The sequence below is a fragment of the Streptomyces sp. 35G-GA-8 genome (assembly GCF_023534745.1).
Lineage (GTDB): Bacteria > Actinomycetota > Actinomycetes > Streptomycetales > Streptomycetaceae > Streptomyces.
The window spans coordinates 348,373-375,043 of record NZ_JAMHJQ010000007.1 but is presented as its reverse complement, the minus strand read 5'-3'; the positions used below and the strand labels follow the sequence as shown (position 1 = coordinate 375,043).

Sequence of the window (26,671 nt, the reverse complement as noted above, 5' to 3'; positions counted from 1 at the left end):
GTACATGATCGCGGGAGTCATGATGCCGGGCGCTGCTGTGCGGGAGCCACGAGGCAGGGCCGCCGGTGCGTTGGGTACTGTCTGCGGCGATGCACAAGACATTGATCGTGACCAATGACTTTCCGCCCAGGCCGGGGGGCATCCAGGCGTTCCTGCACAACATGGCGCTCCGTCTGGACCCCGAGCGGCTCGTCGTCTACGCGTCCACCTGGAAGCGCGGGCGCGAGGGCGCGGAGGCGACGGCGGCGTTCGACGCGGAGCAGCCGTTCACCGTCGTACGCGACCGTACGACGATGCTGCTGCCGACGCCGCGCGTCACCCGCAGAGCCACGCGGCTGCTGCGCGAGCACGGCTGCGAGTCGGTCTGGTTCGGCGCGGCGGCCCCGCTCGGTCTGATGGCCCCCGCCCTGCGCGCGGCCGGCGCCCGGCGCCTGGTCGCCACCACGCACGGCCACGAGGCGGGCTGGGCCCAGCTGCCCGCCTCCCGCCAGTTGCTGCGGCGCATCGGCGAGGGCACGGACACGATCACCTATCTCGGTGAGTACACCCGCTCGCGCATCGCCGCCGCGCTCACTCCCGAGGCCGCCGCGCGCATGGTGCAACTGCCGCCGGGCGTCGACGAGAAGACCTTCCACCCGGGCTCGGGCGGCCAGGCCGTCCGCGAACGGCTCGGCCTCGCGGACCGGCCCGTCGTGGTCTGTGTCTCCCGGCTGGTCCCGCGCAAGGGCCAGGACACCCTGATCCAGGCGCTGCCCGCGATCCTGGCGCAGGTGCCGGACACCGTGCTGCTGATCGTGGGCGGCGGGCCGTACGAGGGGGCACTGCGGAAGCTGGCGGCGGACACGGGGGTGGCCGCCTCGGTACGTTTCACCGGCGCCGTCCCCTGGTCGGAGCTGCCCGCCCACTTCGGCGCGGGCGACGTCTTCGCGATGCCGTGCCGCACCCGGCGCGGCGGGCTCGACGTCGAGGGCCTGGGCATCGTCTACCTGGAGGCGTCGGCGACGGGGCTGCCGGTGATCGCGGGTGACTCGGGCGGGGCGCCGGACGCGGTGCTGGAGGGGGAGACGGGGTGGGTGGTACGCGGGGGGCCGCGTGCGGTGGCGTCGGCGGAGACGGCGGAGCGGGTGGTGGCGCTGCTGCGGGACGGGGAGCTGAGGCGGCGGATGGGGGAGCGGGGGCGGGAGTGGGTGGAGGAGAGGTGGCGCTGGGACTTGCTGGCGTCGCGTCTTCGGTCCCTGCTTTAGCGGGTGCGTTGCGCGGGGTGCGGTCTCGTCGTTGTCGGCCGGGGGCCGGGGTCTCCGGAGGTGCATGTCCGGACGGCATGATTTACGGCGCGCAGCTGGCCTGTCGTTGGTTCGGGCGTCCGCGCGCCACAAATCACGCTCTAGTGTCCGGACACGCACCTCCTACGACCCCGACCCCCTCCCCCGGTGGTCGTCACCAGGCGCCGACTCGGTGGGGTGGGGGGCGGGTGCGGCCCGGTGGTCCCGGCCATTCCCCGTTCCGGCTGGGGGTGGGTGGGCTGGTGCGGGAGGGTGCCGCCGCCTCCCCCGCCCGCCCTCGCGCACGGCCGGGTCGCTTGTGCGGGCGGTGAAGGGGGGCGCGCAGGGGTCGTGTCCGGGACGTAGAGCGTGATTTGTGGCGCGTGACCGCCCGAACCATCGTCTGGGCAGCTGCGCGCCGTAAATCATGCAGTCCCGGATGCGAGCCCGGAGCGCCACCCGGCAACAACCCGCACCGCACCACCGGCCTCAGCCGAAACGCACCGCGACTACGCCCGATAAATCGCTTCGATTTCGTCGGCGAAGTCCTTCGCCACCACATTCCGCTTCAGCTTCAGCGACGGCGTGATATGACCCGCCTCCTCCGTGAACTGCCGCGTCAGTACCCGGAACTTCCGTACCGACTCCGCCTTCGACACCGCCGCGTTCCCCTCGTCCACCGCCCGCTGCACCTCCGCCAGCAGTTCCGGGTCCTGGCGCAGCGTCGCCGCTGTCGCGTCGGACGGTTTGCCGTGGTCCTTGGCCCAGCGGGTCAGGAACTCCTCGTCCAGGGTGATCAGCGCGCCCACGAACGGGCGGCCGTCGCCGACGACCATGCACTCCGCCACCAGCGCGTGCGCCCTGATGCGGTCCTCGATCACGGCCGGGGCCACGTTCTTGCCGCCCGCGGTGACCAGGATCTCCTTCTTGCGGCCGGTGATGGCGAGATAGCCGTCCTCGTCGAGCGTGCCGATGTCGCCGGTGTGGAACCAGCCGTCGGCCAGGGCCTCGGCGGTCGCCTCGGGGTTGTTCCAGTAGCCCGTGAACAGGTGCTCGCCGTGGAGAAGGACCTCGCCGTCGTCGGCGATCCGGACGACCGAGCCCGGCAGGGGCTGGCCGACCGTGCCGATCTTCTGCCGGTCCCACGGGTTGAAGGTGGTGGCCGCGCAGGATTCGGTGAGGCCGTAGCCCTCAAGCACCGTGAAGCCGATGCCCCGGTAGAAGTGGCCCAGCCGCTCGCCCAGCGGGGCGCCGCCCGAGATCGCGTACTCGCCGCGTCCGCCGAGGACGGCGCGGAGTTTGCCGTAGACGAGCTTGTCGAAGATCTTGTGGCGGATCCTCAGGCCGAGGGACGGGCCCCGCGGGGTGGACAGCGCGCGGCTGTACGCGATGGCTGTGTGCGCGGCCTTGTCGAAGATGCGGCCCTTGCCGTCCGCCTGGGCCTTGGCGCGGGCGGAGTTGTAGACCTTCTCGAAGACGCGCGGGACTCCGAGGATCAGCGTCGGCCGGAAGGTCGCCAGATCGTCGGTGAGGTTCTTGATGTCCGGCAGACAGCCGAGCTTGATCGGCGCCATCACGGCCGCCACCTCGACCAGCCGCCCGAAGACATGCGCGGCGGGCAGGAAGAGCAGTACGGAGCACTCGCCCGTGCGGAAGAGGGGTTTGAGGCGTTCCACCGCGTTGCCGCACTCCGCGAAGAAGCTGCGGTGCGTCAGTACACAGCCCTTGGGGCGGCCGGTGGTGCCCGAGGTGTAGACGATGGTCGCCGGGTCGTCGGCCTTCGCGGTCGCGGCGCGCTCGTCGACCGTCGCGTCCGTGATCTCGGCGCCGGCGGCGGTCAGTTCCGCGACCGCGCCGTCGTCGATCCGCCAGACGTTGCGCAGGCCGGGCAGTCCGTCCCGTACCGACTCCACCCTGTCGGCGTGTTCCGGGCTCTCCACGATCGCCGCGACCGCGCCCGAGTCACCGAGCATCCACTGCACCTGCTCGGCCGAGCTGGTCTCGTACACCGGGACGGTGACCCCGCCGGCGCTCCAGATCGCGAAGTCGAGCTGTACCCATTCGAAGCGGGTACGGGACATCAGCGCGACCCGGTCGCCGGGCTGGATGCCCGCCGCGATCAGGCCCTTGGCGGCGGCCCGTACCTCGGCGAGGAACTGGGTGGCGGTGACATCCGTCCAGGCGCCGGCCACCTTGCGGCCGAGGACCGCGACATCGGGGTGTTGCGCGGCATTGCGGCGGATGAGATCCGTCAGGTTGCCGTCCGTGGGGACCTCGTACAGGGCCGGAAGGCTGAACTCGCGCAAGACTGCTGCTCCTCATCGGGCGCCGGCGCCACGGCTTTGTGCGCGTCGGCTGCGGTCCAAGATCGGGCAGGTGCTCCATCGGGGCGAGCACAACTGGACTGCCCGGACGTTACCCATCGGTACGGACGTACCGATAGAGGGTCCCGGCCAGATGTTCCGTGCGTCACACGTGCTGTGCGGTACTTCGCGCAGAGTAGTCCACACCTCCCACACCACGGAAGGAACCGCAGGTCCGGCCCCTCTACCGAGGGCGGAATCGGGGTTCTAGGGTGATCGGCATGCGAGGCATGCGAGTCAATGTGATCAGTGATGTCCATGGGAACGGGCGGGATCTCGCGACGGCGGGCGACGGCGCCGACGCCCTGATCTGTCTCGGTGACCTCGTCCTCTTCCTGGACTACGCGGACCATTCGCGCGGTATCTTCCCCGACCTCTTCGGGGTCGAGAACGCCGACCGGATCGTCGCGCTGAGGACCGCGCGCCGCTTCGACGAGGCACGGGAGTTCGGCCGGGAGCTGTGGGCGGGGCTCGGGCTCGACCCGAAGGCCGCGATCGAGCAGGGTGTGCGGCGCCAGTACGCCGAGTTGTTCGCGGCGTTCCCCACCCCGACGTACGCGACCTACGGCAATGTCGATATCCCGGGCCTCTGGCCGGAGTACGCGCGGCCGGGCACCACCCTGCTGGACGGTGAGCGGGTGGAGCTGGGCGGGCGGGTCTTCGGCTTCGTCGGCGGCGGGCTGCGTACCCCCATGAGCACCCCGTACGAGATCTCCGACGAGGAGTACGCGGCCAAGGTCGAGGCGCTCGGTGAGGTGGATGTGCTGTGCTCGCACATTCCGCCGGACGTGCCCGAGCTGACGTACGACACGGTCGCCCGCCGCTTCGAGCGCGGCAGCACCGCGCTGCTGGACGCCATCCGCCGGACGAGGCCCCGGTACTCCCTGTTCGGGCATGTCCATCAGCCGCTGGCCCGCCGGATGCGTATCGGCGCCACGGAGTGCGTGAACGTGGGGCACTTCGCGTCGACGGGGCGGCCGTGGGCCATGGAATGGTGACCGGCGCACTCGCGATAGCCTGCACCACACATATCCAGAAGCCGGGACAGCCCCAGCACCGGAGGAGCACGGCGATGGCGGAACACACCAGTTCGAGCATCACGATCGAGGCGGCACCGGCCGACGTCATGGGCGTGATCGCCGACTTCGACCGCTACCCCGAGTGGACCGGCGAGGTGAAGGAGGCCGAGGTGCTGGCCACCGACAGCCGGGGCCGTGCCGAGCAGGTCAGGCTGGTGCTGGACGCCGGAGCGATCAAGGACGACCACACCCTCGCCTACACCTGGACCGGCGACAACGAGGTCAGCTGGACGCTGGTGAAGTCCCAGATGCTGCGCGCCCTCGACGGCTCGTATCTGCTGGCGCCGGCCGGCTCCGGCACCGAGGTCACCTACCGGCTGACCGTCGACGTCAAGATCCCCATGCTCGGGATGATCAAGCGCAAGGCCGAGAAGGTCATCATCGACCGGGCCCTCGCGGGTCTCAAGAAGCGCGTCGAATCCGCCCCCGGAGCCTGACGCCGATGCGTACGGTCCTTGTCACCGGCCCCGGCGGGGCGGGCCGTACGACCATCGCCGCCGCCACCGCGCTCGCCGCCGCCCGGCCCGGCGTACGTGTCCTGCTGCTCTCCGCCGACCCGCTCGGCGATCTCCTCGGCACGCCGGCCGGTCCGCCGGACGCCCCCGCTCCGGTACGGGACGGCCTGTGGGCCGCGCGCGTCGACTCCGGCGCGTACTTCCGTACGGAGACACTCGCCTTCCAGGAGCGGGCGGCCACCCTGCTGGACCTGCTCGGAGCCCGCAAGCTGGCCGGTGAGGAACTCACCGAACTGCCGGGCAGCGAACAGTCCGCCCTGCTGCACGCCCTGCGCCGGGCCGCGACCGGCGACTGGGACGTCCTCGTCGTCGACCTGCCGCCGCTGCGCGACGCCCTGGCCCTGCTCGCGCTGCCCGAGCAACTGCGCCGCTATCTGCGCCGTCTGCTGCCCCAGGAGCGGCAGGCCGCCCGCGCGCTGCGCCCGGTGATGGCCCAGCTCGCCGGGATACCGATGCCCGCGCAGTGGCTGTACGAGACGGCCGCGCGGTGGGACGACGAGCTGGCCGCCGTCCAGTCGCTCGTCGAGGACCCCGCCACGACCCTGCGGCTGGTCGCCGAGCCGGGGCCCGCGGCGGCCGAGGCCCTGCGCGCCGCCCGCGCCGCGATCGCGCTGTACGGACTGCGCGTCGACACGCTCGTACCCAACCGGATACTGCCAGGCGACGCCGCGGACCCCTGGCTCGCGACGCTCGTCGCCCAGCAGCGCAAGTGCCTGGACGAGTGGCACGAGGAATGGCCGGCCGGGACGCCCGTCCACCCGGTGGCCCATCTGGGCCGGGACCCGCGCGGTCCCGACGATCTCGCCCTTCTCGGCAGCGTGCCGGAAGGCGGCGCCGAAAGCCCCGCCGAGGACCCCTGGCCGGTCGAGGACCGGCTCGCCGAGGAGAACCTGCTCGTCTGGTGCCTGCCACTGCCCGGAGCGGTCAAGAGCGAACTCGCGCTGGTACGCAGGGACGATGAACTCCTGCTCACCGTCGGCACGTTCCGCCGAATCGTTCCGCTGCCGTCCGCGCTGCGCCGCTGCACCGTCACCGGCGCGGCACTCAAGGACGGCGTGCTGCGCGTGAGATTCACCCCCGACCCCGCACTGTGGCCGCGCGCACACTGAACGACGTACCGGCGTTCGGGTACCGTCGAAGGTACGAACCCTTCCGCTGCCCGTGGCGGAAGACCCTGTCTCTGACGCAGGAGTGCCGCATGAGCGATGCCACCGAGCGCCCCGCCGCCGACTCGGACGCCTGGGCCACGGCATGCGCCGAGGACCTGGAGGCCGAGAAGGCGCGCCGTCGCGCCACCTACGGACCGGGGCCAGGCTCGGCCGCCGAGGAACTGCGCAAGCTGGTCGACGCCGTCGCCGACAAGGTCTCCGCGCTGCCGGGCCCGCTGTTCGGCGTGGCCGCGCAGGGCGCCGTTCAGCAGTTCATCAACCAGGCCAAGGCGGCCGTCGAGCCGGTCATCGAGCGCAACCCCGGAGTCTTCGACCATCTCGCCGCCGCGGGCAACGAACTGCTCGCCGCCTACCGCTCCGCCGTCGAGTCCCAGGAAGCCCGCTGGACCCAGGGGACGCCTCCGTCCACCGGCGCCGCACGGGAGACCGAGAAGGCGGGCGATCCCACCGACCCGAGGGACGAAGGACCTGGTCCGGACGGCCGGATCGACCTGGACTGACCACCGGACCGACAGCGTTGGCCAGGGCCGCAGCGGCCGGTCCCGGGCCCGCCCTCGGGTACGGTTGGGATTAGCGGGGCTCGACCGAAAACTGAGGGACACATGGGACTCACCATCGGCGTCGACATCGGCGGCACGAAGATCGCGGCCGGCGTGGTCGACGAAGAGGGCACCATCCTGGAAACACACAAAGTACCCACTCCGCCGACCGCCGAAGGCATCGTGGACGCGATCTGCGCCGCGGTCTCCGGTGCCGGCGAGGGGCATGAGATCGAGGCCGTCGGCATCGGCGCCGCCGGTTACGTGGACGACAAGCGCGCGACCGTCCTCTTCGCGCCGAACATCAACTGGCGTCACGAACCGCTCAAGGACAAGGTCGAGCAGCGGGTCGGACTGCCGGTCGTCGTGGAGAACGACGCCAACGCCGCGGCCTGGGGCGAGTACCGCTTCGGTGCCGGGCAGGGCCATGACGACGTCATCTGCATCACGCTCGGCACGGGGCTCGGCGGCGGCATCATCATCGGCAACAAGCTGCGCCGCGGACGCTTCGGTGTGGCCGCCGAGTTCGGGCACATCCGGGTCGTGCCCGACGGGCTGCTGTGCGGTTGCGGCAGCCAGGGCTGCTGGGAGCAGTACGCGTCAGGGCGTGCTCTCGTCCGGTACGCCAGGCAGCGCGCCAACGCCACGCCGGAGAACGCCGGGACGCTGCTCGGTCTCGGCGACGGCACCCCGGAGGGCATCGAGGGCAGGCACATCAGCGCGGCGGCCCGCGCCGGTGACCCCGTCGCCATCGACTCCTTCCGTGAGCTGGCCCGTTGGGCGGGTGCCGGGCTCGCCGATCTGGCCTCGCTCTTCGACCCGTCCGCGTTCATCGTCGGCGGCGGGGTGTCGGACGAGGGCGAGTTGGTCCTCGACCCGATCCGCAAGTCCTTCCGGCGCTGGCTGATCGGTGGCGAGTGGCGCCCGCACGCCCAGGTGCTCGCGGCCCAACTGGGCGGCGAGGCAGGGCTCGTGGGAGCCGCGGACCTGGCCAGGCAGGGCTGATCGGACGGGGCCTCAGGCGATCGCGCCCGCCGTCACCGCGTCGTCGGTGCGGCGGGCGCCGTCATGTCCTGGCGGGCGGTGTCGGCGCTCACGGCCGTCCCGCCTGCCGATATCTTGGCGGCATGGCGATGCCCACGCTGCCCGACTCCCGTACCGAGCCGGATGGTTCGGCGGTGATCAGGGCGCTCAGCTACAACATCCGATCCCTGCGCGACGACAACGAGGCGCTGGCCCGGGTGATCAGGGCCTGTGCGCCCGATCTGGTCTTCGTCCAGGAGGCACCGCGGTTCTTCCGCTGGCGCAAACGCGCGGCCTGGCTGGCGAGGCACACCGGTCTCGTGGTGCTGAGCGGCGGCGCCACCGCGGCGGGACCGCTGCTGCTCTGCTCCCTGCGTGCCACGGTCGAGCGGACCGAGGACATCCTGCTGCCGCTCACCCCGGGGCTCCACCGGCGGGGATTCGCGACGGCGGTGGTACGGATCGGGGGCGCCCGGATCGGTCTGCTCAGCTGCCATCTGAGCCTCCGGGACGAGGAACGCCACGCGCAGGCGGGGATGGTGCTCGACCGGCTCAAGACCATGGACGTGCCGCACACGATCGTCGCCGGGGACCTCAACGACCGCCCCACCGGCCGTAGTTTCCGGCTGCTCGCCGGGGAACTCCAGGACTGCCGGGCCGTCGCGCCCTGGGGGGACGAGTACACCTCGCCCGCCGAGCACCCGCGCCAGCGCATTGACGCGATCTTCGCCACCGGCGGCATCGACGTGCTCGGCTGCGGCGTGCCACGTGATCTGCCCGGCCTCGACGAGGCCGACCTGAGGGCGGCGACGGATCACCTTCCGGTGCTGGCCGCCCTGCGCGTACCGGCGTCCTGATCCGCCCCGCCCCCGGGACCGGTCCCGTCAGACCACCGCGCCGCGCCCCGGGTCGTCGCTCTCGTCGTCGTCGGGCTTCATCCGCGCCACCAACGTGACGAAACCGCCCAGGAAGCCGCCGACGCAGAGCGTGGTCAGCCACCACGTCATGTCCCACCGCAACAGGACGGCGATCAGCATCAGCACCGGGCCGCCGATCACCCCGAGCCAGGCGAATCTGGCCGTCGTGTCGGACTCCGGCAGCGGCGGCGGCTCCGGGGGCACGAAATGGCCCTCGTCGCTCTCGTCGAGGTCGTCCTCCTTCGGCTCGGCCAGCTGGTAGTCGCGCGGCCCGCCGACGCCGGGCGCGAAGATCACCGAACCGCCCAGCCTGGGCTGTCCGTCCTCGGCGTCCGGATCCGGCTCCTTCTCGGCCCGCTGCTCCGGCTTCTTCTCGGGGGGCTTGCTCAGCGTCTTGTCCGGGGCCGGAGCCTCCGCCGCACTCGCGGCCCCCGCCTCCGGCCCGGCCTCCGGGGCCGTACTGTTCCGTTCGCTCTCCAGCAGGGCCTGATCGTCAACCGACTTGAACGGCTTGGCGCCCGGCGGATCCGCCGGCTCCTCGCCGTACCCGGCCACGATCGCCGCCCAGGCCGCGTCCTCGTCGATCGGCTGCGGCTCGCGGTCCGCGTCATGCTCAGCCACCGGTGGTGCTCCCCTTCTTCCCGACACTCGGAGCGAGCCGGCCGATGAACGCGTGACTCTCCTCGAAAATCCGCTCCGCGTCATAGTCCAACGTCGCCACGTGGTAGCTCTGTTCCAGCAGGACCTCACGGACATCCACCGACGAGACCCGGGACAGGATCCTGGCCGAGTCGGCGGGCGGCACCACATGGTCCTGAGGGCTGTGCAGCACCAGCAACGGCTGGGTGACCTGCGGCAGCGCCGTGTCCACCAGCCGGAAGAAATTCCGCAGCGAGTACGCGGCGTGCAGCGGCACCCGGTCGTAACCCAGCTCCCGCGCCCCCTCCTTGGCGATATCGCTCGTCAGCCCCTTGGTCGTCGGAACCAGATGACGGATCACCGGCAGCGCGTACGCCGCCGCTCCGTGCACCTTGATCCCGGGGTTGACCACCACGACCCCGCTGACCTCCGAGCCGTGCTTGGCCGCCAGCCGCAGGGCCAGCGCCCCGCCCATCGACAGCCCGAGGACAAAGACCTGGGCGCACCGCTCCAGCAGCTCCCGCAGCGCCCGGTCCACCTCCGCGTACCAGTCCTGCCAGCCGGTGACCTGCATGTCCTGCCAGCGCGTGCCGTGCCCGGGCAGCAGCGGCAGCGAGACGGTCAGCCCGCGCTCGGCCAGATACCCGGCCCAGGGGCGCAGCGACTGTGGGGAGCCGGTGAATCCGTGACAGAGAAGGACGCCGACCTCACCGCCCTCATGGCGGTACGGCTCGGCTCCAGGAAGGACCGGCACCGGGTACTCCTGTTCGTGAGGATCGGAAACTGTACTTCACCGTACGCGACCGGACCGACACCGACCAGATCCGTCGGGCACCCATGAAGGAGAGCGCGGGGGCCCCACGGGTTAAGGTCGGTGCGACAGCACACAGGAGGCATTCGAGTTGATCTACGGCGCCATGAAGTTCTCCATCGGAGGGTCGCTGAAGCTTGCCTTCAGGCCCTGGGTGGAGGGTCTGGAGAACATTCCCGCCGACGGTCCGGCGATCCTCGCGAGCAACCATCTCTCGTTCTCCGACTCGTTCTTCCTCCCGGCGGTGCTCGACCGCAAGGTCACCTTCATCGCCAAGGCCGAGTACTTCACCTCGCCCGGGGTGAAGGGCAAGCTCACCGCCGCGTTCTTCAAGGGCGTGGGACAGCTGCCGGTGGACCGCTCGGGCGCGCGCGGCGCGGGCGAGGCCGCGATCCAGAGCGGCATCAAGGTCCTGGCGAACGGTGAACTCTTCGGTATCTACCCGGAGGGCACCCGCTCGCCCGACGGCCGTCTCTACCGCGGCAAGCCCGGCGGCCTCGCGCGCGTGGCGCTCGCCTCCGGCGCCCCGGTCATCCCGGTCGCCATGATCGACACGGAGAAGATCCAGCCGCCCGGCAAGGTCGTCCCGAAGCTGATGCGCCCGGGGATCAGGATCGGCGAGCCGCTGGACTTCACCCGCTATCAGGGCATGGAGGGCGACCGGTTCATCCTGCGGTCGGTCACCGACCAGGTGATGTACGAGATCATGAAGCTCTCGGGCCAGGAGTATGTCGACATCTACGCGACGGCGGCCAAGCGCCAACTCGCCGAAGCGGCGAAGGCGGCGGACACCGGCGGGGAGTGAGCCGTACCGGCGGAGGGTGAGCCGTACAGGCCGGGTGCGAGCCGGCGGTGAACGGGCCGCGGAGCAACACACAGGGGGGCGAGTGGCCAGGCGCGAGCGCGTCGTACGGATGTCCGTGGAGCAGCCGCTGTGGCGTGCGCTGACCGCGTACCGCGTACTGACCATGGTGTACGCGGTCCTGATCTTCCTCTTCCAGCGCGAGCGGTTCGAACGCCCCTGGATCGCCGCCTGGTTCCTCGCGTTCCTGGCCGTATGGACCCTCGCCACCCTGCCCAGAGTGGCGAACGCCGCCAGCTGCACCAAGCGCTTCCTGGTCGCCGATCTGACCGTCGCGGTCACCGGCATCCTGCTCACGCCGCTCGCCGACACCCACGCCCAGCAGGTCGACGGCCCCACCCTGCCCTCGATATGGGCCGCGGGCGCGGTCCTCGCCTTCGCCATCAAGGGCGGCTGGCGCTGGGCGGCGGTCGCCTCCTCGGTCGTCGCCGTCGCCAACCTCGTCGAGCGCGCGCACCCCAGCCGGGACACCCTCCACAATGTCCTGCTCGTCTGGGTCGCCTCCATCGCCATCGGTTACGTCGTCGAGGTGGCCCGCGCCTCCGAACGTACCCTCGCCCGCGCCCTGGAGATCGAGGCCGCGACCCGCGAGCGCGAGCGGCTGGCCCGTGACATCCACGACAGCGTCCTCCAGGTGCTCGCGATGGTGCAGCGGCGCGGTACGGCGCTGGGCGGTGAGGCCGCCGAACTGGGCAGGCTGGCGGGGGAGCAGGAGATAGCCCTGCGCACCCTGGTCTCCAGCGGTCTGGTCCCCGCCTCCCGCGCGGCCCAGGACCCGGTGGTCCCTACGGCGGTGGAGGACGACGAGCCGTGCGACCTGCGCACGCTCCTCGCGCCGTACGCCGGTTCGCGGATCACCTTCTCGGAACCGGGCGCTCCGGTACTGCTTGCGCCGGCCGCCGCCAAGGAACTGGCGGCGGCTGTCAGTGCCGCCCTGGACAATGTCCGGAGACACGCGGGCACCGACGCCCACGCCTGGATCCTGGTCGAGGAGTGGCCGGACGAAGTGATCGTGACCGTACGGGACGACGGCCCCGGCATCCCGGAGGGCCGGCTCGCCCAGGCGGAGGGGGAGGGCCGGCTCGGCGTCGCCCTCTCGATCCGTGGCCGGCTGCGGGACCTGGGCGGTACGGCCGAGCTGATCTCGGTGCCGGGACAGGGCACGGAAGTCGAGTTGAAGGTTCCACGGGGAGAGACACGGCGATGAGCGAACAGACGGACCCGATCAGGGTGATGGTGGTCGACGACCACCCGATGTGGCGTGACGCCGTCGCCCGCGATCTGGAGGCGGCCGGCTTCGAGGTGGTAGCGACCGCCGAGGACGGCCCCCAGGCGGTGCGCCGCGCGAAGGCCACCATGCCGCGGGTGCTCGTGCTCGACCTCAATCTGCCCGGAATGCCGGGCGTTCAGGTCTGCAAGGAGCTGGTCGGCTCCCATCCCGGACTCCGCGTCCTGGTGCTCTCCGCCAGCGGTGAGCACGCCGATGTCCTGGAGGCGGTGAAGTCGGGCGCCACCGGCTATCTGCTCAAGTCGGCCCGTACGGAAGACCTGATCGACGCCGTGCACCGCACCGCCGTCGGCGACCCGGTCTTCACCCCGGGCCTCGCGGGCCTGGTGCTCGGCGAGTACCGCAGACTCGCCTCCGAGCCCGCGCCCGCCGCCCCCGACGAGCCCAAGGCGCCGGAACTGACCGAGCGCGAGACCGAAGTGCTGCGGCTGGTCGCCAAGGGCCTCTCGTACAAACAGATCGCCGAACGCCTGGTCATCTCGCACCGCACCGTGCAGAACCATGTGCAGAACACCCTCGGCAAGCTCCAGCTCCACAACCGCGTCGAGCTGGTGCGCTACGCCATCGAACGCGGCCTCGACGACATCTGAGCCGCCCGCCCCCGAAGAATCACCCCAGAAGCCTCCATCCGCCCTCTGGTGCAACGCAAATGACCCTGCGCACCATGCCGGAGTGACCTGAGTCACCCTTCCTGTGGCCCGGGTACCCGATCGATGGCGAAGGGGAGTGTTTTCCATGCGCGTCGGAGTACTGACCGGGGGCGGCGACTGTCCCGGGCTCAACGCGGTCATCCGCGGCATCGTACGCAAGGGTGTCCAGGAATACGGCTACGAATTCACGGGGTTCAGGGACGGCTGGCGAGGACCGCTGGACGACGACACCCTACGGCTCGACATCCCCGTGGTGCGCGGCATCCTGCCTCGCGGCGGCACCATACTCGGCTCCTCACGCACCAACCCGCTCAAGGCCGAGGACGGCGTCCAGCGCATCAGGGAGACCCTTGCCGCGCACCGCGTCGACGCGCTGATCGTGATCGGCGGCGAGGACACCCTCGGGGTGGCGGCCGAGCTCTCCGACACCCACGGCATCCCCTGCGTCGGCGTACCCAAGACGATCGACAACGACCTCTCGGCCACCGACTACACCTTCGGCTTCGACACCGCCGTCGGCATCGCCACCGAGGCGATCGACCGGCTGCACACCACCGCCGAATCCCATATGCGGGTCCTGGTCTGCGAGGTGATGGGCCGTCACGCCGGCTGGATCGCCCTGCACTCGGGTCTGGCCGGCGGCGCGAACGTCATCCTCATACCGGAGCAGCGCTTCGACGTCGACCAGGTCTGCGCCTGGGTGACCTCCCGGTTCAAGGCCTCGTACGCCCCGATCGTCGTCGTCGCGGAGGGCGCGATGCCGAAGGACGGCGATCTGGTCCTCAAGGACGGCACGCTGGACTCCTTCGGCCATGTCCGGCTGTCGGGCATCGGCGAATGGCTGGCCAAGGAGATCGAGCGGCGCACCGGCAAGGAGGCCAGGACGACGGTGCTCGGCCACGTACAGCGGGGTGGCACCCCGAGCGCCTTCGACCGCTGGCTGGCCACCCGCTTCGGTCTGCACGCGATCGAGGCGGTACGCGACGGCGACTACGGCAAGATGGTCGCCCTGCGCGGCACCGACATCGTCCGCGTCCCGATCGCCGAGGCCACGGCCCGGCTCAAAACGGTCAGGCCGGAGCTGTACGAAGAGGCCGGCGTCTTCTTCGGCTGATCCCCGTCCGGCTGATCCCCGTTCTGCTGAGCGCCGTTCGCTTCCGGGGGCCGTGGTCGCGTCCCACGACGACCACGGCCCCCACCTCACCTCACCTCACCCCACGTCGACGACCCCCCGCCCGAGGGCCATCGCCCCCGAGAGCAGCCCCGCCACCAGTTCCGGACCGTTCAGCGTCAGCACCGACTCCGGATGGAACTGCACCGAGGCGAACCCACCGCCCCTCAGCCCGTACACCTCCCCGCTCACCGCGTCCCGGCTCACCTCCACCCCGTGCGCCGCCAGCTCCCGCGCCGCCGCGTCGTCGCACCGCGCGGTGAAGCTGTTGTAGAAGCCGACCGTCTCCTCCCGGCCGAACAGGTCGATCCGGGTCTGCGCGCCCTGGTACGGGACGCGCTTGCGTACGGTCTCCAGGCCCAGCTCGGCCGCGATCAGCTCATGGCCGAGGCAGACCCCGAGCAGCCCGTTCCGCCGCCCCCGGATCAGGTCGGCCGCCAGCCTCCGCAGCAACCGCATCTTGGGATCCGCCATATCCCCCGGATCGCCCGGTCCCGGCCCCAGCACCACCGGCCCCCCGTGCCCGAGCACACCCTCGCGCAGCCCCGGTTCGTCGAAGCGCCGCACCGTCACCTCCAGGCCGGACGAGCGCAGCACATGCGCCAGCATCGTGGTGAAGGTGTCCTCGCCGTCGACGACCAGCGCGTGCCCGGTGAGCGTCGCGGACGCGGTCCGCATCCGCAGCCAGAACGGCGCGAGGTCCGCGCGCCGCGCGTCCAGCGCGGCCCGCACCCTCGGGTCGTCGGCGAGCCGCGGCCGCGCGGACTCCCCGCGCGGCCGGCCCGGCCGGACGCCGAGGGCCGCCAGCACCCCCGCCGCCTTGGCGTGGGTCTCGGCGACCTCGCTCTCCGGGCGCGAATGCCGGACGAGCGTCGCCCCCACCGGCACCCGCAGCCCGCCGTCGCGGTCGATGTCGGCGGTACGGATCAGGATGGGGGAGTCGAGCGTCCGAGCCCCGCCGGCGTCCCGCCCGATGAGCGCGAGGGCGCCCCCGTAGTAGCCGCGCCCGCCGGCCTCATGGCGTTCGATGACCCGGCAGGCGTTCTGCACCGGCGAGCCGGTGACCGTCGCCGCGAACATCGTCTCCTTCAGCACCTCGCGCACATCGAGCGACGACCGGCCGCGCAACTCGTACTCGGTGTGCGCGAGATGGGCCATCTCCTTGAGCCGGGGGCCGATCACCACCCCGCCCCGGTCGCCGACGGCGCACATCATCTTCAGCTCCTCGTCGACGACCATGGAGAGCTCCTCCGTCTCCTTGCGGTCGCCCAGGAACTCCAGCAGCGCTTCCGGGGACGGGCCCTGCGGCGGATAGCGGAAGGTCCCGCTGATCGGGTTCATCACGACGGTCCCGCCGCTCATCCGGACATGGACCTCGGGGCTGGCGCCGACCAGGGTGCGTTCGCCGGTGTGGACCAGGAATGTCCAGTACGCGCCGCGCTCACCGGCGAGCAGCCGCCGGAACAGGGCGAGCGCGTCGGCCCGCCCGAAACCGGGGACACGGCCCTCGAAGGTCCGCCGGATGACGAAGTTCGCGCCCTCGCCCTGTCCGATCTCGTCCTCGATCACCCGCCGTACGATCTCCGCGTACCGCTCGTCGTCGATGTCGAACGCGCCGTCCTCGACCCGTACGTCATGGGCGGGCAGCCGGGCGAGGAGTTCCGCGAGGGGCAGTTCGTGGGTCTCGTCCGCGACCAGCACGGCCAGCGGGGTCCCGTCGTCCCGTACGTCGAAGCCGCGCTCCCTGATCTGCCGGAACGGCACCAGCGCGAGCGAGGGCACGGCGCCGTCAGGCAGCTCGGCCAGCCGGTCGGCCTCGTGCACGGATCCGATCAGCAGCTCCACGACGCCGTGGTCACGGCCGGGGGTGCGGCGGCGGAGCAGGGCGAAGGGCGGGCAGTCGTCGTCCAGGAGCCGTGCGACGAGCGTCCGCGGTGTTCCGTCGGTCATCTGCGGTGTTCCTTCCGAGTGGAGGGGGAGGAACGGCCCGCTTCTCCGGTCCGAACCCCGGACCCGGAAAACACTGAAGGCCGCCCCTCGGGCGGCCTTCGCGATTCGTATGCGCGCGTGAATCAGTGGGCCGCCGAGCGAGCGGTCCACCACCAGGTCTGATGCGAATGCGCGAACATGAGCGGCACCTTAGCGCATCCACCCCACGAGCCCCGCGTTCCATACTGTGAGCGCCGACTGTGCCACGGCCCGCGACCACGTAATCTGGAGCGCGTGACAGTGAATGCTGAGAACCCCGCCGCCCATGTGCCCTCCTGGCAAGATCTTCCCGCTGCCCAGCAGCCGGAGTATCCGGACCAGGAAGCCCTGCGCGAGGTCGTGGCCGAGCTGAGGTCCTATCCTCCGCTCGTCTTCGCGGGCGAGTGCGACCAGCTGCGCGCCCGGATGGGAGCCGTCGCCAAGGGCGAGGCGTTCCTGCTCCAGGGCGGCGACTGCGCCGAGGCGTTCGACGCCGTCTCCGCCGATCACATCCGCAACAAGCTGAAGACCCTTCTCCAGATGGGCGCCGTCCTCACCTACGCGGCGTCCGTGCCGGTGGTGAAGGTCGGCCGGATCGCCGGGCAGTACTCGAAGCCGCGCTCCAAGAGCACCGAGACGCGCGACGGCGTGACGCTGCCGACGTACCGCGGCGACTCCGTCAACGGTTTTGAGTTCAACGAGAAGGCCCGGATCCCGGACCCCGAGCGGCTCAAGCGGATGTACCACGCGTCCGCCGCCACGCTCAATCTGGTCCGCGCCTTCACCACCGGCGGCTACGCCGATCTGCGCCAGGTCCACGCCTGGAACCAGGACTTCGTCAAGTCGTCCCCGTCGGGCCAGCGTTACGAGCAGCTCGCCCGCGAGATCGACAACGCGCTGAACTTCATGAAGGCCGCGGGCACCGACCCGGCGGAGTTCCGCACGGTCGAGTTCTTCTCCTCGCACGAGGCGCTGCTGCTGGACTACGAGTCGGCGCTGACCCGGATCGACTCCCGTACCGGCCGGCTGTACGACGTCTCCGGCCACATGGTCTGGATCGGTGAGCGCACCCGCCAGCTGGACGGCGCGCACATCGAGTTCGCCTCGAAGATCAACAACCCGATCGGGATCAAGCTCGGTCCGACGACGACGGTCGACGAGGCGCTCACCTACATCGACCGGCTCGACCCCGACCGCGAGCCCGGCCGGCTGACCTTCATCGTCCGCATGGGCGCCGACAAGGTCAGGGACAAGCTCCCCGAACTGGTCGAGAAGGTCACGGCCTCCGGTGCGACGGTGGCGTGGGTGACCGACCCGATGCACGGCAACACCTTCGAGGCGGCCTCCGGCCACAAGACCCGCCGCTTCGACGATGTGCTCGACGAGGTCAAGGGCTTCTTCGAGGTCCACAAGGGCCTCGGCACCCACCCGGGCGGTATCCATGTGGAGCTGACCGGCGACGATGTCACCGAGTGCGTGGGCGGCGGCGACGAGATCTTCGTCGACGATCTGCACCAGCGCTACGAGACGGCCTGCGACCCGCGACTCAACCGCAGCCAGTCGCTCGACCTGGCCTTCCTGGTCGCCGAGATGTACCGCGACCAGTAGGAACGCCGCGGCGGACCGAAACGCCACGATGGGGCACGGATCGATGTGATCCGTGCCCCATCGGTCTTGTCCGGGCTTTTGCGTTGCGGGGGTGGCAGGTAAGGTTAGGTTAGCCTCACCTCGAATGCGGGGTGGCCCGAACCAGCGAACCCCCCGGGAGGTGAACCGCGTGTACGTCTGCTCCTGCTTCGGCATCACCGAGACACAGGTGAAGGAACACGCGGCCGCCGGGGCGTGCACACCCCGCCAGATAGCGTCGGTCAGCAAGGCCGGCACCGACTGCGGATCGTGCGTACGCCGTATCCAGTCCCTGCTGGGCCGTGGCGGCTGCCCCCGCCGCGAGCTGCTCGACCAGGGCGCTCCCGCACTCGTGGAACTCGACGCGGCGGAGAGCACGGCCCCGCCCGCGCTGCGGAACGCCGCCTAGCGCTAGCTGTCGGGCTGCTCGATCTGCTGGGAGATATACAGCGGCTCACCCAGCTTCTCGATCAGCTCCAGCTGGGTTTCGAGATAGTCGATGTGATGTTCCTCGTCCTTGAGGATCGTTTCGAAGATCCGCTTCGAGGTGTGATCGGCTTTGCTCCGCATGACTTCGATTCCGCGTTTCAGCCGGTCGACGGCCTCCACCTCGATCTCCAGGTCCGCCCGGAACATCTCGGTCACCGTCTGCCCGACCCGCACATGGAAAAGCCGCTGGTAGTTCGGCAACCCCTCCAGAAAGAGCAGCCGGTCGGTGAGCAGCTCGGCATGCCTCATCTCGTCGAACGACTCGGCCCGGGTGTATTTCGCGAGCTTGTACCACCCGTTGTTCTCCTGCATTTTGCTGTGCAGGAAGTATTGATTGATGGCGGTCAGTTCGGCGGTCAGCTGCTCATTGAGGAATTCGATGACCTCGGGGTCGCCCTGCATCGCAGAGGCTCCTTCCAGGCATGTGACGGGGCAGAATGCGCGCATCCTCGCACCGCCACCGGGGGCCGTCCAGTAAGTGCATGCTTAGCATGGCTTGCCCGATTGGTTCCGAACCTGGTCATGACCACCCCTCGCGGTCTGTCACCATGGAAGGCATGGGTCAGCCGGAAAGCCGGGAACGTCAAGAGCCGGAACAGTCCGAGCTACCACCGGGCCAGCGTCTGCAGCGCGGCTGGCCGGTGACCCATTACGGGCCCGTACCGAAATTCCGGCAGGAACGCTGGGAGTTCCGGGTCTTCGGAGCCACCGCCGACGGCGACAAGCACTGCTGGAATCACGAGGAGTTCTCGGCACTGCCGTTCTCCACGGTCGTCGGCGATCTGCACTGCGTCACGAAGTTCAGCATGGTGGGGGCCGAATGGGGCGGGGTCCCCGCCCGTACGGTCGTGGAACTCGCGCCGCCCGCGCCGAGCGTCACCCATGTCATGGTCTGGGCCGAGTACGGCTTCAGCTCCAATCTGCGGCTCGCCGACTTCCTCTCGGACCGCACGATATTCGCCACCCACAAGGACGGCGAACTGCTGACCGCCGAGCACGGCTTCCCCGTGCGGCTCGTCGTACCGCATCTGTACGCCTGGAAGGGGCCCAAGTGGGTCCGCGGCGTCGAATACATGACCGCGGACCGCCGAGGCTTCTGGGAGGAGCGCGGCTATCACAACGTCGGCGACCCCTGGGCCGAGCAGCGCTACTCCTACCAGGAGGTCCCGGGAGACGGCCCCGAGCTGTAACCGGCGTCAGCCGTCGCGCAGCTTCTTCAGCCGCGCCACATCCGCCGCGTGCCCCTCCTTGCCGCCCGGGGTCTCGATCACCAGCGGAACGTTCTCGGTCGCCGGATGCGAGAACAGCTCCCGGAACGGCTCCTCGCCGATGTGTCCCGCGCCAATGTTCTCGTGACGGTCCTTGTGCGCTCCCGCCACATCCTTGGAGTCATTGGCGTGGATCAGCTTGAGCCGCCCCTCACCGACCGTGTCCACCAGCAGATCCAGCGTCTGGCGCATTCCATGAGGTCCCGCGAGATCGTGCCCGGCCGCGAAGACATGGCAGGTGTCCAGACAGATGCCCAGCCTGGGGTGGGCGTCGAGCGCCTCGAAGTACGGGCCGAAGTCCCAGGTCCGTGAGCAGAGCGAGAAGCCCTGTCCCGCCGTCGACTCCAGCAGCAGGAACGGATCGTCGTCATGGGTCAGCTCGTCGAGAAGCGGCAGCATCAGCTCCCGTACCTGCGCGAGCGCCACCTCGCGCGGCCGTCCGCCGGTCGCCGAACCCGTATGCACGACCACACCCAGCGCGCCGATCTCCCGGCCCCGGCGCAGGCTGTGCCGCAGGGACTCCACGGACTTCTCGGCGGTCGCCTCCGTGTGCGAACCGAAGTTGATCAGATACGGCGCGTGCACATACGCCGGAATCCCCTCCGCCGCGCACCGCGCGCGGAACAGCTCGTCCTGCGCCGGATTGCCCGGGGGCGTCGCCCAGCCGCGTGGATTGGCCGCGAACACCTGGACGGTCTCGGCGCCCAGCTCGCGTGCGTAGGCCAGGCCGGTCGAGGCGAGGCCGCCGGCCACGGGGACATGGCCGCCGACAGGGTTGCGCATGGTTCCTAGAGCCCCTTGGTCGTGATGGTGATGGAACTGCCCTCGGGGGCCTGCCGGCCGCCCTCGACCGACTGCTTGCCCACGGTGTCCCCCAGGAAGGGGAAGCCCCGGTCCACGGTCACCTCGAAGCCCGCCTCCTCCAGCAGCCGTGTGGCCTCGTCGGTCTTCTTGCCGGTGACATCGGGTACGGAGATCATCCGCGGCCCCTTGGAGACCGTCAGCGTGATCGTCTCGCCCCGGGCCAGCCGGTCACCCTCGGCAGCGGACTGCCGGGCGACCGATCCCGCGTCCTCCTCGGAGTTCACGCGCTCGGCCGCGACCTCGACCTTGAGCCCCTCACCCTCCAGCTCGGAGGTCGCGTCCTCGACGGACTCACCGGTCACATCGGGGACCTCGACCGGGCTGCCCTTGCTCACCACGAGCGCGACCCCGGAATCCGGCCGTACCTCGCTCCCGGACGCCGGGGTCGAACCGATCACGGCGCCCTGCTGGATGTTGTCGTCGAACTCCCGCGTGACGACCCCGGCCGCCAGCCCCACCTTGTTCAGCGCCCGCCGGGCCTCGCCCAGCGGCATGCTCTCCAGATCCGGGACCTTGACGATCTCCGGGCCGCGCGAGATCACGATCGTCACCGAACCATTGCCGCGGATACGCGCGCGGGGCTCGGGGTCGCTGCCCATGACCGTGCCGCGGTCGAAGGAGTCGCTGAAGTCCCTGGTGACCTTCACGTCGAGCCCCGCGTCGGTGAGCCGCTTCCTGGCCTCCTGCTCGCTCCGGCCGAGCACCGAGGGGACGTGTGTGAACTGTCCGGAATTGATGTACCAGACACCCGTACCGATACCGAGCACCAGCAGTACGGCGACCACCGCCGCGACGACGCCCCGCCGGGGCCCGACGAAACGGCGGCCCGGCGCGGGCGCCATCTCCAGCCGGCTGGTGCGGTTCGGCGTTCCTTCCTCCGCCTCCTCGACGGGCCGGATGCGCGGAATCACCGTCGTACGGCTGATGGCGCCGGCCCCGCCGGCCGACTCGGGCCTGGCCCGCGGCGGAACGGCGTCCAATTGCGCGTCGGTCAGCGCGGCCCGCGCCTCCCGCGCCATCGCCAGCAGCGCCACCGCGTCGACGGGCCGCACCTCGGGGTTACGGGCGGTCGCCGCCGCGACCAGCTCGTCCAGCTCGACGGCGAGCCCCGGCACGGCGGCCGACGGCGCGGGCACGTCCTCGTTCAGATGCCGGTAGAGCACCTGCGCGGGGGTGTCCCCGCCGTGCGGCTTCGCACCCGTCAGCATCTCGTGGAGGACGACCCCGCAGGCGTACACATCGACGCGGGTGTCGGACGTGCCGTCCTCGATCTGCTCGGGCGCCAGATACGACACCGTGCCGAGGACGCTCCCGGTGGTGTTCGTGACATCGCCGACGCCCCGCACGAGTCCGAAGTCGGCGACCTTGACCCGGCCGTCGTCCCCTATCAGCACGTTCTCCGGCTTCATGTCCCGGTGCACGAACCCCGCGCGGTGCGCGGCCCCCAGCGCGGCCAGCACCGGCTCCAGAATGTCCAGCGCGGCCCGCGGCCGAAGCGCCCCACGCTCCCGCAGGACGTCGCGCAGCGTGCACCCCGCGACGTACTCCATCGCCAGATAGACGTACGCGCCCTCGGCGCCCTGGTCGAAGACCGCGACGACATTGGGATGCGAGAGCCGGGCCACCGACTTGGCCTCGCGGATGAAGCGCTCGACGAAGGTGGCGTCGGCGGCGAGGGCGGGGTGCATCACCTTGAGGGCGAGGACCCGGTCGAGGCGGGTGTCGACGGCCCGGTAGACCGTGGCCATACCGCCGACAGCGATCCGCGCGTCCACGCGGTAGCGGCCGTCGAGCACGCGCCCGACGATGGGGTCTTCGAGGCTCGTATCCACGCGCCCGAGTCTACGATCTGTGGGGGCGGGGTCTGGTTCGTCTTTGGCTGGGGCCGGTTTTCGTCTGCGGGTTGTCGCCGGGGTGCGTTTTGGCTGGGGCCGGTTTTCGTGTGCGGGTTGTTGCCGGTGGTCGCTCCGGGCTCGCGTCCGGGACTGCATGATTTACGGCGCGTAGCTGCCTTGTCGTTGGTTCGGGCGGTCGCGCGCCACAAATCACGCTCTACGTCCCGGACACGACCCCTGCGCGCCCCCCTTCACCGCCCGCTCAAGCGGCCCGGTCGTGCGCGAGGGTGGGAGGGGGAGGCGGCGGCACCCTCCCGCACCAGCCCACTCACCCCCGGCCGGGACGGCGGATCGCCGGGGCCACCGGGGGAGGGGGTCGGGGTCGTAGGAGGTGCGTGTCCGGACACTAAAGCGTGATTTGTGGCGCGTGGACGCCCGAACCATCGTCTGGGCAGGGTCGCGCCGTAAATCGTGCCGTCCGGACATGTACCTCCGGAGGCCCCGGCCCCCGGCCGACGAACACGCAACCGCAACCGAAACCGCACCCCGAACACGCCGCCCCCCGCCGGAGGCGCCCCCCGCTCTAGGGGAACGCCGGTCTCTCCCTGTCCAGTGACGCCACCCCCTCCACCGGCGACGACGCCCAAGCGATCCGCCGTCGCGGCATCCGCCCCGCCCGCCACGCCAGCCGTCCCGCCGACACCGCGTACCGCATCGCCTCCGCCATCAGCACCGGCTCCCGCGCCCGCGTCACCGCCGACGCCAGCATCACCGCCGCGCACCCCAGCTCCATCGCCAGCGCCGCGTCCGACGCCGTACCCGCCCCCGCGTCCAGGATCACCGGCACCCCCGCCCGCTCCACGATCAGCTCGAAGTTGTGCGGGTTGCGGATGCCGAGCCCGGAGCCGATCGGTGAGCCCAGCGGCATGATCGCCGCGCACCCCACGTCCTCCAGCTTCGCGGCGAGCACGGGATCGTCGTTGGTGTACGGCAGGACCGTGAAGCCGTCGTCGACCAGGGTCTCCGCCGCGTCGAGCAGTTCGATGGGGTCGGGCAGCAGCGTGCGCTCGTCCGCGACGACCTCCAGCTTGATCCAGTCCGTACCGAGCGCCTCGCGGGCGAGCCGCGCCGTGAGCACCGCCTCGCCGGCGGTGAAGCAGCCCGCCGTGTTGGGCAGCGCGCGGATGCCCAGTGAGCCGAGTACGGACAGCACGGAGCCGTGCACGGCGGGATCGATGCGGCGCATCGCGACCGTGGTGAGTTCGGTGCCGGAGGCGACCAGGGACCGTTCCAGCACGTCGAGACTGGGCGCGCCGCCCGTGCCCATGATCAGCCGGGAGGCGAATGTGGTGGAGCCGATGGTCAGCGGATCGTCGGCCATGGTTCAGCCCCCCTGGACCGCGGTGAGGACCTCGACGCGGTCGCCCTCGCTGAGTGGTGTGCCGGACCAGCGGGTGCGCGGGACGACCGTCTCGTTGACGGCCGCGGCGACCCCCGAGGGGGCGGGGGTGAGCGTGGCGACCAGGACGTCGAGGGTGGTGGCGGGCGCGAGCTCGCGGGGCTCGCCGTTCACGGAGATGTTCATACGGGCTGCTCCTGAGGGATGGCCGCGACGGGTGAGCGGCGCGAGGAGAAACGCGAGGGGGAGAAGGCGCGGGCCTCCGGGGGCAGCTCACCGGTCGTCAGCACCGCGGCCATCGCGTCGCCGGTGACGGGTGTGAGCAGCACCCCGTTGCGGTAGTGCCCGGTGGCGAGGGACAGCCCCGGCAGCGCGGTGGGCCCGAGCAGCGGCGCGTTGTCCGGTGAGCCGGGGCGCAGCCCGGCGAGGGTCTCGGTGAGCGGCAGTTCCGTGATGCCGGGGACGAGTTCGTGCGCGTCCCGCAGCAGTTCGTACACCCCGCCCGCCGTGACGGTGGTGTCCCAGCCGAGTTCCTCGCTGGTGGCGCCGACGACCAGTTCGCCGTTCTCGCGCGGCACCAGATAGACGTGGCTGCCGCGCACCACGGCCCGAACCGTCCTGGAGAGGAAGGGCGCGTACGTACGGGGCACGGTCAGCCGCAGGACCTGGCCCTTGACGGGCCGTACGGGGGGCAGGACACCGGCCGGTACGCCCCCGAGCCGGCCGCTGAGGCTGCCGGCCGCCAGTACCACCTGGTCCGCGGTGAGCGCACGGCCGTCGGCCAGGACGGCGCCGGTGGCCCGGTCGCGCACGACGGAGAGCCGGTCGGCGTGGGCGCGGTGGAAGACCACCCCGGCCCGTTCGCACGCGGTCAGCAGGGCCGCGGCCAGCCGGCGGGGATCGATCTGGTGGTCGCCGTCGACCCGCAGACCGCCGCGCACGCCCGGCGCGAGCATCGGCTCCAGACGCCGGCACTCGCGGCCCGTGAGCCACTGGGACATCAGCCCCGAGCGCTGCTGGAGGTCGTGCAGTTCGCGCAACTGGGCGCGGTCGTCGGTGTCGAGGGCGACGGCGAGGGTGCCGCAGGCACGATAGCCGGTGTCCTGCCCGCTCGCCGCCTCCAGTTCGGCGACGAAGTCCGGGTAGCGCGCGGCGGAGGCGAGGTTGAGGCCGAGCAACGTCTCCTCGCCGTGGTGGAGTTCGGTGACGGCGGCGAGCATCCCCGCCGCGACCCGCGCCGCGCCGCCGCCGGGCTCGGGGTCGGTGACGGCGGTACGCAGCCCGCGCCCCGCCGCGCGCCAGGCGGTGACCAGGCCGATGAGCCCGCCCCCGATGACGAGGACGTCGGAGCCCGTACCGGTTCCTTGATGGGGTGACTGCATGGGCGTCCAGCCCCTCCCTTCGCCGGCATGACCCGGATCAGGTTCGTACGGTCGGAGGCCGCCTCAGCCTCCCTCTCAGCCCGGTGCGTCCGGACTCCCGCGAGGTAGTGTCGAAAGCCAGACTAACGCTCTGTCCCCTCGCGTTGTAAGGGAGCGATCGCCGTGGCCCGTACGGCTTCCGGCGGATGTTCCGTCAGCTGTGTGCGGAGAGCTGTCTAAGGTGATCGCGTGAGCGAGCGAGAGCAGGGACAGCGGGAGCCGGCCCCGGCCGGACAGCCGCGGGTGGTCATCGTGGGCGCGGGCATGGCGGGGGTGCAGACCGCGGTGGCCCTGCGGGAGAAGGGCTTCGGCGGCCCGGTCACCGTGCTCGGCGCCGAGCCGCATCCGCCGTACGACCGGCCTCCGCTCTCCAAGGCGGTCCTGCTGGGCAAGGCCGAGAGCTCGTCCTTCGACATCGACTTCGCGGCGCTCTCCGTCCGGCTCAGGCTCGGGCTCGATGTCACGGGACTGCGCCCCGGCGCGCGCGAACTGGACACCGCGCGCGGGCCCGTCCCGTACGACGTGCTGGTCATCGCGACCGGCGCGGAACCGATCGGTCTGCCGGGCACCGAGTCGCTGCCCGGGGTCCATCTGCTGCGCACGCTGGACGACGCGGAGCGGCTGCGTCCGGTACTCGGCCGACGGCAGCGGGTCGTGGTCGTCGGCGCCGGGTGGATCGGCGCGGAGTTCACCACGGCCGCCCGGGAGGCGGGCTGCGCCGTGACTGTCGTCGAGGCCGCCGACCGGCCGCTCGCGGGCGCGCTGCCCGCCGAGGTCGTCGCGCCCATGACCGGCTGGTACACGGAGTGCGGGGCCGAACTGCTGACGGACGCCCCGGTGGCCGGTGTCGAACCGGGCGCGGTGATCCTCGCGGACGGCCGGCGGCTGGCGGCCGACGCGGTGGTCGTGGGCATCGGCGCGCGGCCCGCGACGGGCTGGCTGGCCGGATCGGGGATCGAGCTGGGCCCGGACGGCGCCATCGTGGCGGACGAGCGGCTGCGGACCTCGCTGCCCGAGGTGTACGCGGTCGGTGACTGTGCCTCGTTCCCCTCGACCCGTTACGGAGAGCGACTGCTCGTACATCACTGGGACAACGCGCTCCAGGGGCCGCGCACGGTCGCCGCGCAGGTGGTCGGCGAGACCGACGAGGTCTACGACCCCGTGCCGTACTTCTGGTCCGAGCAGTTCGGCCGTTTCGTGCAGTACGCGGGCCACCACGAGGCCGGCGACACCCTGGTGTGGCGCGGCGATCCGGCCGAGAGCGCCTGGTCGGCGGTGTGGCTGCGGGACGGCCTGCCGACCGCGCTGCTGGCCGTCGGCAGGCCCCGGGATCTGGCCCAGGGGCGCAAGCTGATCGAGGCGGGCGCGCGGCTGGACCCCGGGCGGACCGCGGACCCGTCCGTACCGCTGCGCAAGGCCGCTCTCTGATCCCCGGCGGGCACGCGCCCGGGGGCCCGGCCCCTCCGGGGCGGCGGCCCGATTGGGGCTCCTCGGCTACCGTCTGTCAGTCCGG

25 protein-coding genes and 1 riboswitch are annotated in these 26,671 nt (G+C 71.3%); of the genes, 15 read left to right on the top strand and 10 right to left on the bottom strand.

Translation table 11 applies throughout. The annotated features are described in order from the left end of the window. The first annotated feature begins 89 nt into the window (after nucleotides 1-89). Nucleotides 90-1,244: a glycosyltransferase family 4 protein gene (locus tag M1203_RS18490; protein WP_249950833.1), complete on the top strand. Its 1,155-nt coding sequence runs from the start codon at nucleotides 90-92 to the stop codon at nucleotides 1,242-1,244. A 527-nt stretch (nucleotides 1,245-1,771) separates the two neighbouring features. Here M1203_RS18490 and M1203_RS18485 read toward each other — a convergent pair. Further along, the gene (locus M1203_RS18485) at nucleotides 1,772-3,568 is read right to left on the bottom strand and encodes a long-chain fatty acid--CoA ligase (RefSeq protein ID WP_249950832.1); all 1,797 of its coding nucleotides are present in this window, start codon (nucleotides 3,566-3,568) and stop codon (nucleotides 1,772-1,774) included. A 287-nt stretch (nucleotides 3,569-3,855) separates the two neighbouring features. On the opposite strand from M1203_RS18485, the gene M1203_RS18480 reads away from it, so the two are divergent. The 6 genes from M1203_RS18480 (at nucleotide 3,856) to M1203_RS18455 (ending at nucleotide 8,807) form a co-directional block, all read left to right on the top strand. Beyond that, the gene (locus tag M1203_RS18480) at nucleotides 3,856-4,623 is read left to right on the top strand and encodes a metallophosphoesterase (RefSeq protein ID WP_249950939.1); all 768 of its coding nucleotides are present in this window, start codon (nucleotides 3,856-3,858) and stop codon (nucleotides 4,621-4,623) included. A 74-nt stretch (nucleotides 4,624-4,697) separates the two neighbouring features. Next, nucleotides 4,698-5,141 (top strand): SRPBCC family protein, encoded by a 444-nt coding sequence (locus M1203_RS18475; protein WP_249950831.1) that lies wholly within the window; start codon nucleotides 4,698-4,700, stop codon nucleotides 5,139-5,141. Between the two features lie 5 nt (nucleotides 5,142-5,146). Then, nucleotides 5,147-6,328 (top strand): ArsA family ATPase, encoded by a 1,182-nt coding sequence (locus M1203_RS18470; protein WP_249950830.1) that lies wholly within the window; start codon nucleotides 5,147-5,149, stop codon nucleotides 6,326-6,328. Nucleotides 6,329-6,417: 89 nt separating this feature from the next. Then, nucleotides 6,418-6,888, top strand: a complete 471-nt coding sequence (locus M1203_RS18465; protein ID WP_249950829.1) for a DUF5304 domain-containing protein — start codon at nucleotides 6,418-6,420, stop codon at nucleotides 6,886-6,888. Nucleotides 6,889-6,990: 102 nt separating this feature from the next. Further along, nucleotides 6,991-7,932 carry an ROK family glucokinase gene (locus tag M1203_RS18460; RefSeq protein WP_249950828.1) on the top strand — a complete coding sequence of 314 codons (942 nt, stop codon included), beginning with the start codon at nucleotides 6,991-6,993 and terminating at the stop codon, nucleotides 7,930-7,932. Between the two features lie 122 nt (nucleotides 7,933-8,054). Next, nucleotides 8,055-8,807: an endonuclease/exonuclease/phosphatase family protein gene (locus M1203_RS18455; protein WP_249950827.1), complete on the top strand. Its 753-nt coding sequence runs from the start codon at nucleotides 8,055-8,057 to the stop codon at nucleotides 8,805-8,807. A 27-nt stretch (nucleotides 8,808-8,834) separates the two neighbouring features. Here the strand turns inward: M1203_RS18455 and M1203_RS18450 are convergent, their stop codons facing one another. Both M1203_RS18450 and M1203_RS18445 read right to left on the bottom strand, forming a co-directional pair. Next, nucleotides 8,835-9,488 carry a hypothetical protein gene (locus M1203_RS18450; RefSeq protein WP_249950826.1) on the bottom strand — a complete coding sequence of 218 codons (654 nt, stop codon included), beginning with the start codon at nucleotides 9,486-9,488 and terminating at the stop codon, nucleotides 8,835-8,837. Continuing rightward, nucleotides 9,481-10,260, bottom strand: a complete 780-nt coding sequence (locus M1203_RS18445; RefSeq protein ID WP_249950825.1) for a carboxylesterase — start codon at nucleotides 10,258-10,260, stop codon at nucleotides 9,481-9,483. Before M1203_RS18445 ends, M1203_RS18450 begins: the two co-directional genes overlap by 8 nt. Before the next feature lie 148 nt (nucleotides 10,261-10,408). Here M1203_RS18445 and M1203_RS18440 point away from each other — a divergent pair, with 148 nt between their 5' ends. The 4 genes from M1203_RS18440 (at nucleotide 10,409) to M1203_RS18425 (ending at nucleotide 14,231) form a co-directional block, all read left to right on the top strand. Next, nucleotides 10,409-11,122, top strand: a complete 714-nt coding sequence (locus M1203_RS18440; RefSeq protein ID WP_249950824.1) for a 1-acyl-sn-glycerol-3-phosphate acyltransferase — start codon at nucleotides 10,409-10,411, stop codon at nucleotides 11,120-11,122. Nucleotides 11,123-11,204: 82 nt separating this feature from the next. After that, nucleotides 11,205-12,386, top strand: a complete 1,182-nt coding sequence (gene macS, locus M1203_RS18435) for a MacS family sensor histidine kinase (RefSeq protein WP_249950823.1) — start codon at nucleotides 11,205-11,207, stop codon at nucleotides 12,384-12,386. After that, on the top strand, nucleotides 12,383-13,057 hold the full coding sequence (locus tag M1203_RS18430) for a response regulator transcription factor (protein ID WP_249950822.1): 675 nt from the start codon (nucleotides 12,383-12,385) through the stop codon (nucleotides 13,055-13,057). Before macS ends, M1203_RS18430 begins: the two co-directional genes overlap by 4 nt. A gap of 145 nt (nucleotides 13,058-13,202) precedes the next feature. Further along, nucleotides 13,203-14,231 carry a 6-phosphofructokinase gene (locus M1203_RS18425; RefSeq protein WP_249950821.1) on the top strand — a complete coding sequence of 343 codons (1,029 nt, stop codon included), beginning with the start codon at nucleotides 13,203-13,205 and terminating at the stop codon, nucleotides 14,229-14,231. A gap of 96 nt (nucleotides 14,232-14,327) precedes the next feature. Here M1203_RS18425 and M1203_RS18420 read toward each other — a convergent pair whose 3' ends face one another. Then, nucleotides 14,328-16,238 (bottom strand): anthranilate synthase family protein, encoded by a 1,911-nt coding sequence (locus M1203_RS18420; RefSeq protein WP_249950820.1) that lies wholly within the window; start codon nucleotides 16,236-16,238, stop codon nucleotides 14,328-14,330. 273 nt (nucleotides 16,239-16,511) lie between these two features. On the opposite strand from M1203_RS18420, the gene M1203_RS18415 reads away from it, so the two are divergent. Both M1203_RS18415 and M1203_RS18410 read left to right on the top strand, forming a co-directional pair. Then, complete coding sequence (locus M1203_RS18415) at nucleotides 16,512-17,864, top strand: class II 3-deoxy-7-phosphoheptulonate synthase (RefSeq protein ID WP_249950819.1); 1,353 nt, start codon at nucleotides 16,512-16,514, stop codon at nucleotides 17,862-17,864. A gap of 160 nt (nucleotides 17,865-18,024) precedes the next feature. Continuing rightward, the gene (locus tag M1203_RS18410) at nucleotides 18,025-18,291 is read left to right on the top strand and encodes a (2Fe-2S)-binding protein (RefSeq protein ID WP_249950818.1); all 267 of its coding nucleotides are present in this window, start codon (nucleotides 18,025-18,027) and stop codon (nucleotides 18,289-18,291) included. A gap of 2 nt (nucleotides 18,292-18,293) precedes the next feature. Here M1203_RS18410 and bfr read toward each other — a convergent pair whose 3' ends face one another. Continuing rightward, on the bottom strand, nucleotides 18,294-18,773 hold the full coding sequence (gene bfr, locus M1203_RS18405; RefSeq protein ID WP_249950817.1) for a bacterioferritin: 480 nt from the start codon (nucleotides 18,771-18,773) through the stop codon (nucleotides 18,294-18,296). Between the two features lie 155 nt (nucleotides 18,774-18,928). Between bfr and M1203_RS18400 the strand changes: the two genes are divergently transcribed. Then, nucleotides 18,929-19,561, top strand: coding sequence for a sulfite oxidase-like oxidoreductase (locus M1203_RS18400; protein WP_249950816.1), 633 nt, complete (start codon nucleotides 18,929-18,931; stop codon nucleotides 19,559-19,561). Nucleotides 19,562-19,567: 6 nt separating this feature from the next. Here the strand turns inward: M1203_RS18400 and M1203_RS18395 are convergent, their stop codons facing one another. The 5 genes from M1203_RS18395 to thiO all read right to left on the bottom strand — a co-directional run bounded on the left by M1203_RS18395 (nucleotide 19,568) and on the right by thiO (nucleotide 25,119). Next, entirely contained in the window at nucleotides 19,568-20,422 is an 855-nt protein-coding gene (locus M1203_RS18395; RefSeq protein WP_249950815.1) for a deoxyribonuclease IV, read from the bottom strand. A 5-nt stretch (nucleotides 20,423-20,427) separates the two neighbouring features. After that, nucleotides 20,428-22,335 carry a Stk1 family PASTA domain-containing Ser/Thr kinase gene (gene pknB, locus M1203_RS18390; protein WP_249950814.1) on the bottom strand — a complete coding sequence of 636 codons (1,908 nt, stop codon included), beginning with the start codon at nucleotides 22,333-22,335 and terminating at the stop codon, nucleotides 20,428-20,430. Between the two features lie 586 nt (nucleotides 22,336-22,921). After that, nucleotides 22,922-23,719, bottom strand: a complete 798-nt coding sequence (locus tag M1203_RS18385) for a thiazole synthase (RefSeq protein ID WP_249950813.1) — start codon at nucleotides 23,717-23,719, stop codon at nucleotides 22,922-22,924. Nucleotides 23,720-23,722: 3 nt separating this feature from the next. Then, nucleotides 23,723-23,923, bottom strand: coding sequence for a sulfur carrier protein ThiS (thiS, locus tag M1203_RS18380; RefSeq protein ID WP_249950812.1), 201 nt, complete (start codon nucleotides 23,921-23,923; stop codon nucleotides 23,723-23,725). Further along, a complete protein-coding gene (thiO, locus tag M1203_RS18375; protein WP_249950811.1) occupies nucleotides 23,920-25,119 on the bottom strand; it encodes a glycine oxidase ThiO in 1,200 nt (399 codons plus the stop codon). Before thiO ends, thiS begins: the two co-directional genes overlap by 4 nt. Beyond that, a riboswitch (TPP riboswitch) is annotated at nucleotides 25,117-25,230 on the bottom strand. (Overlaps the previous gene by 3 nt.) 192 nt (nucleotides 25,231-25,422) lie before the next feature. Here thiO and M1203_RS18370 point away from each other — a divergent pair. Continuing rightward, on the top strand, nucleotides 25,423-26,586 hold the full coding sequence (locus M1203_RS18370; RefSeq protein ID WP_249950938.1) for an NAD(P)/FAD-dependent oxidoreductase: 1,164 nt from the start codon (nucleotides 25,423-25,425) through the stop codon (nucleotides 26,584-26,586). Nucleotides 26,587-26,671: the final 85 nt, after the last annotated feature.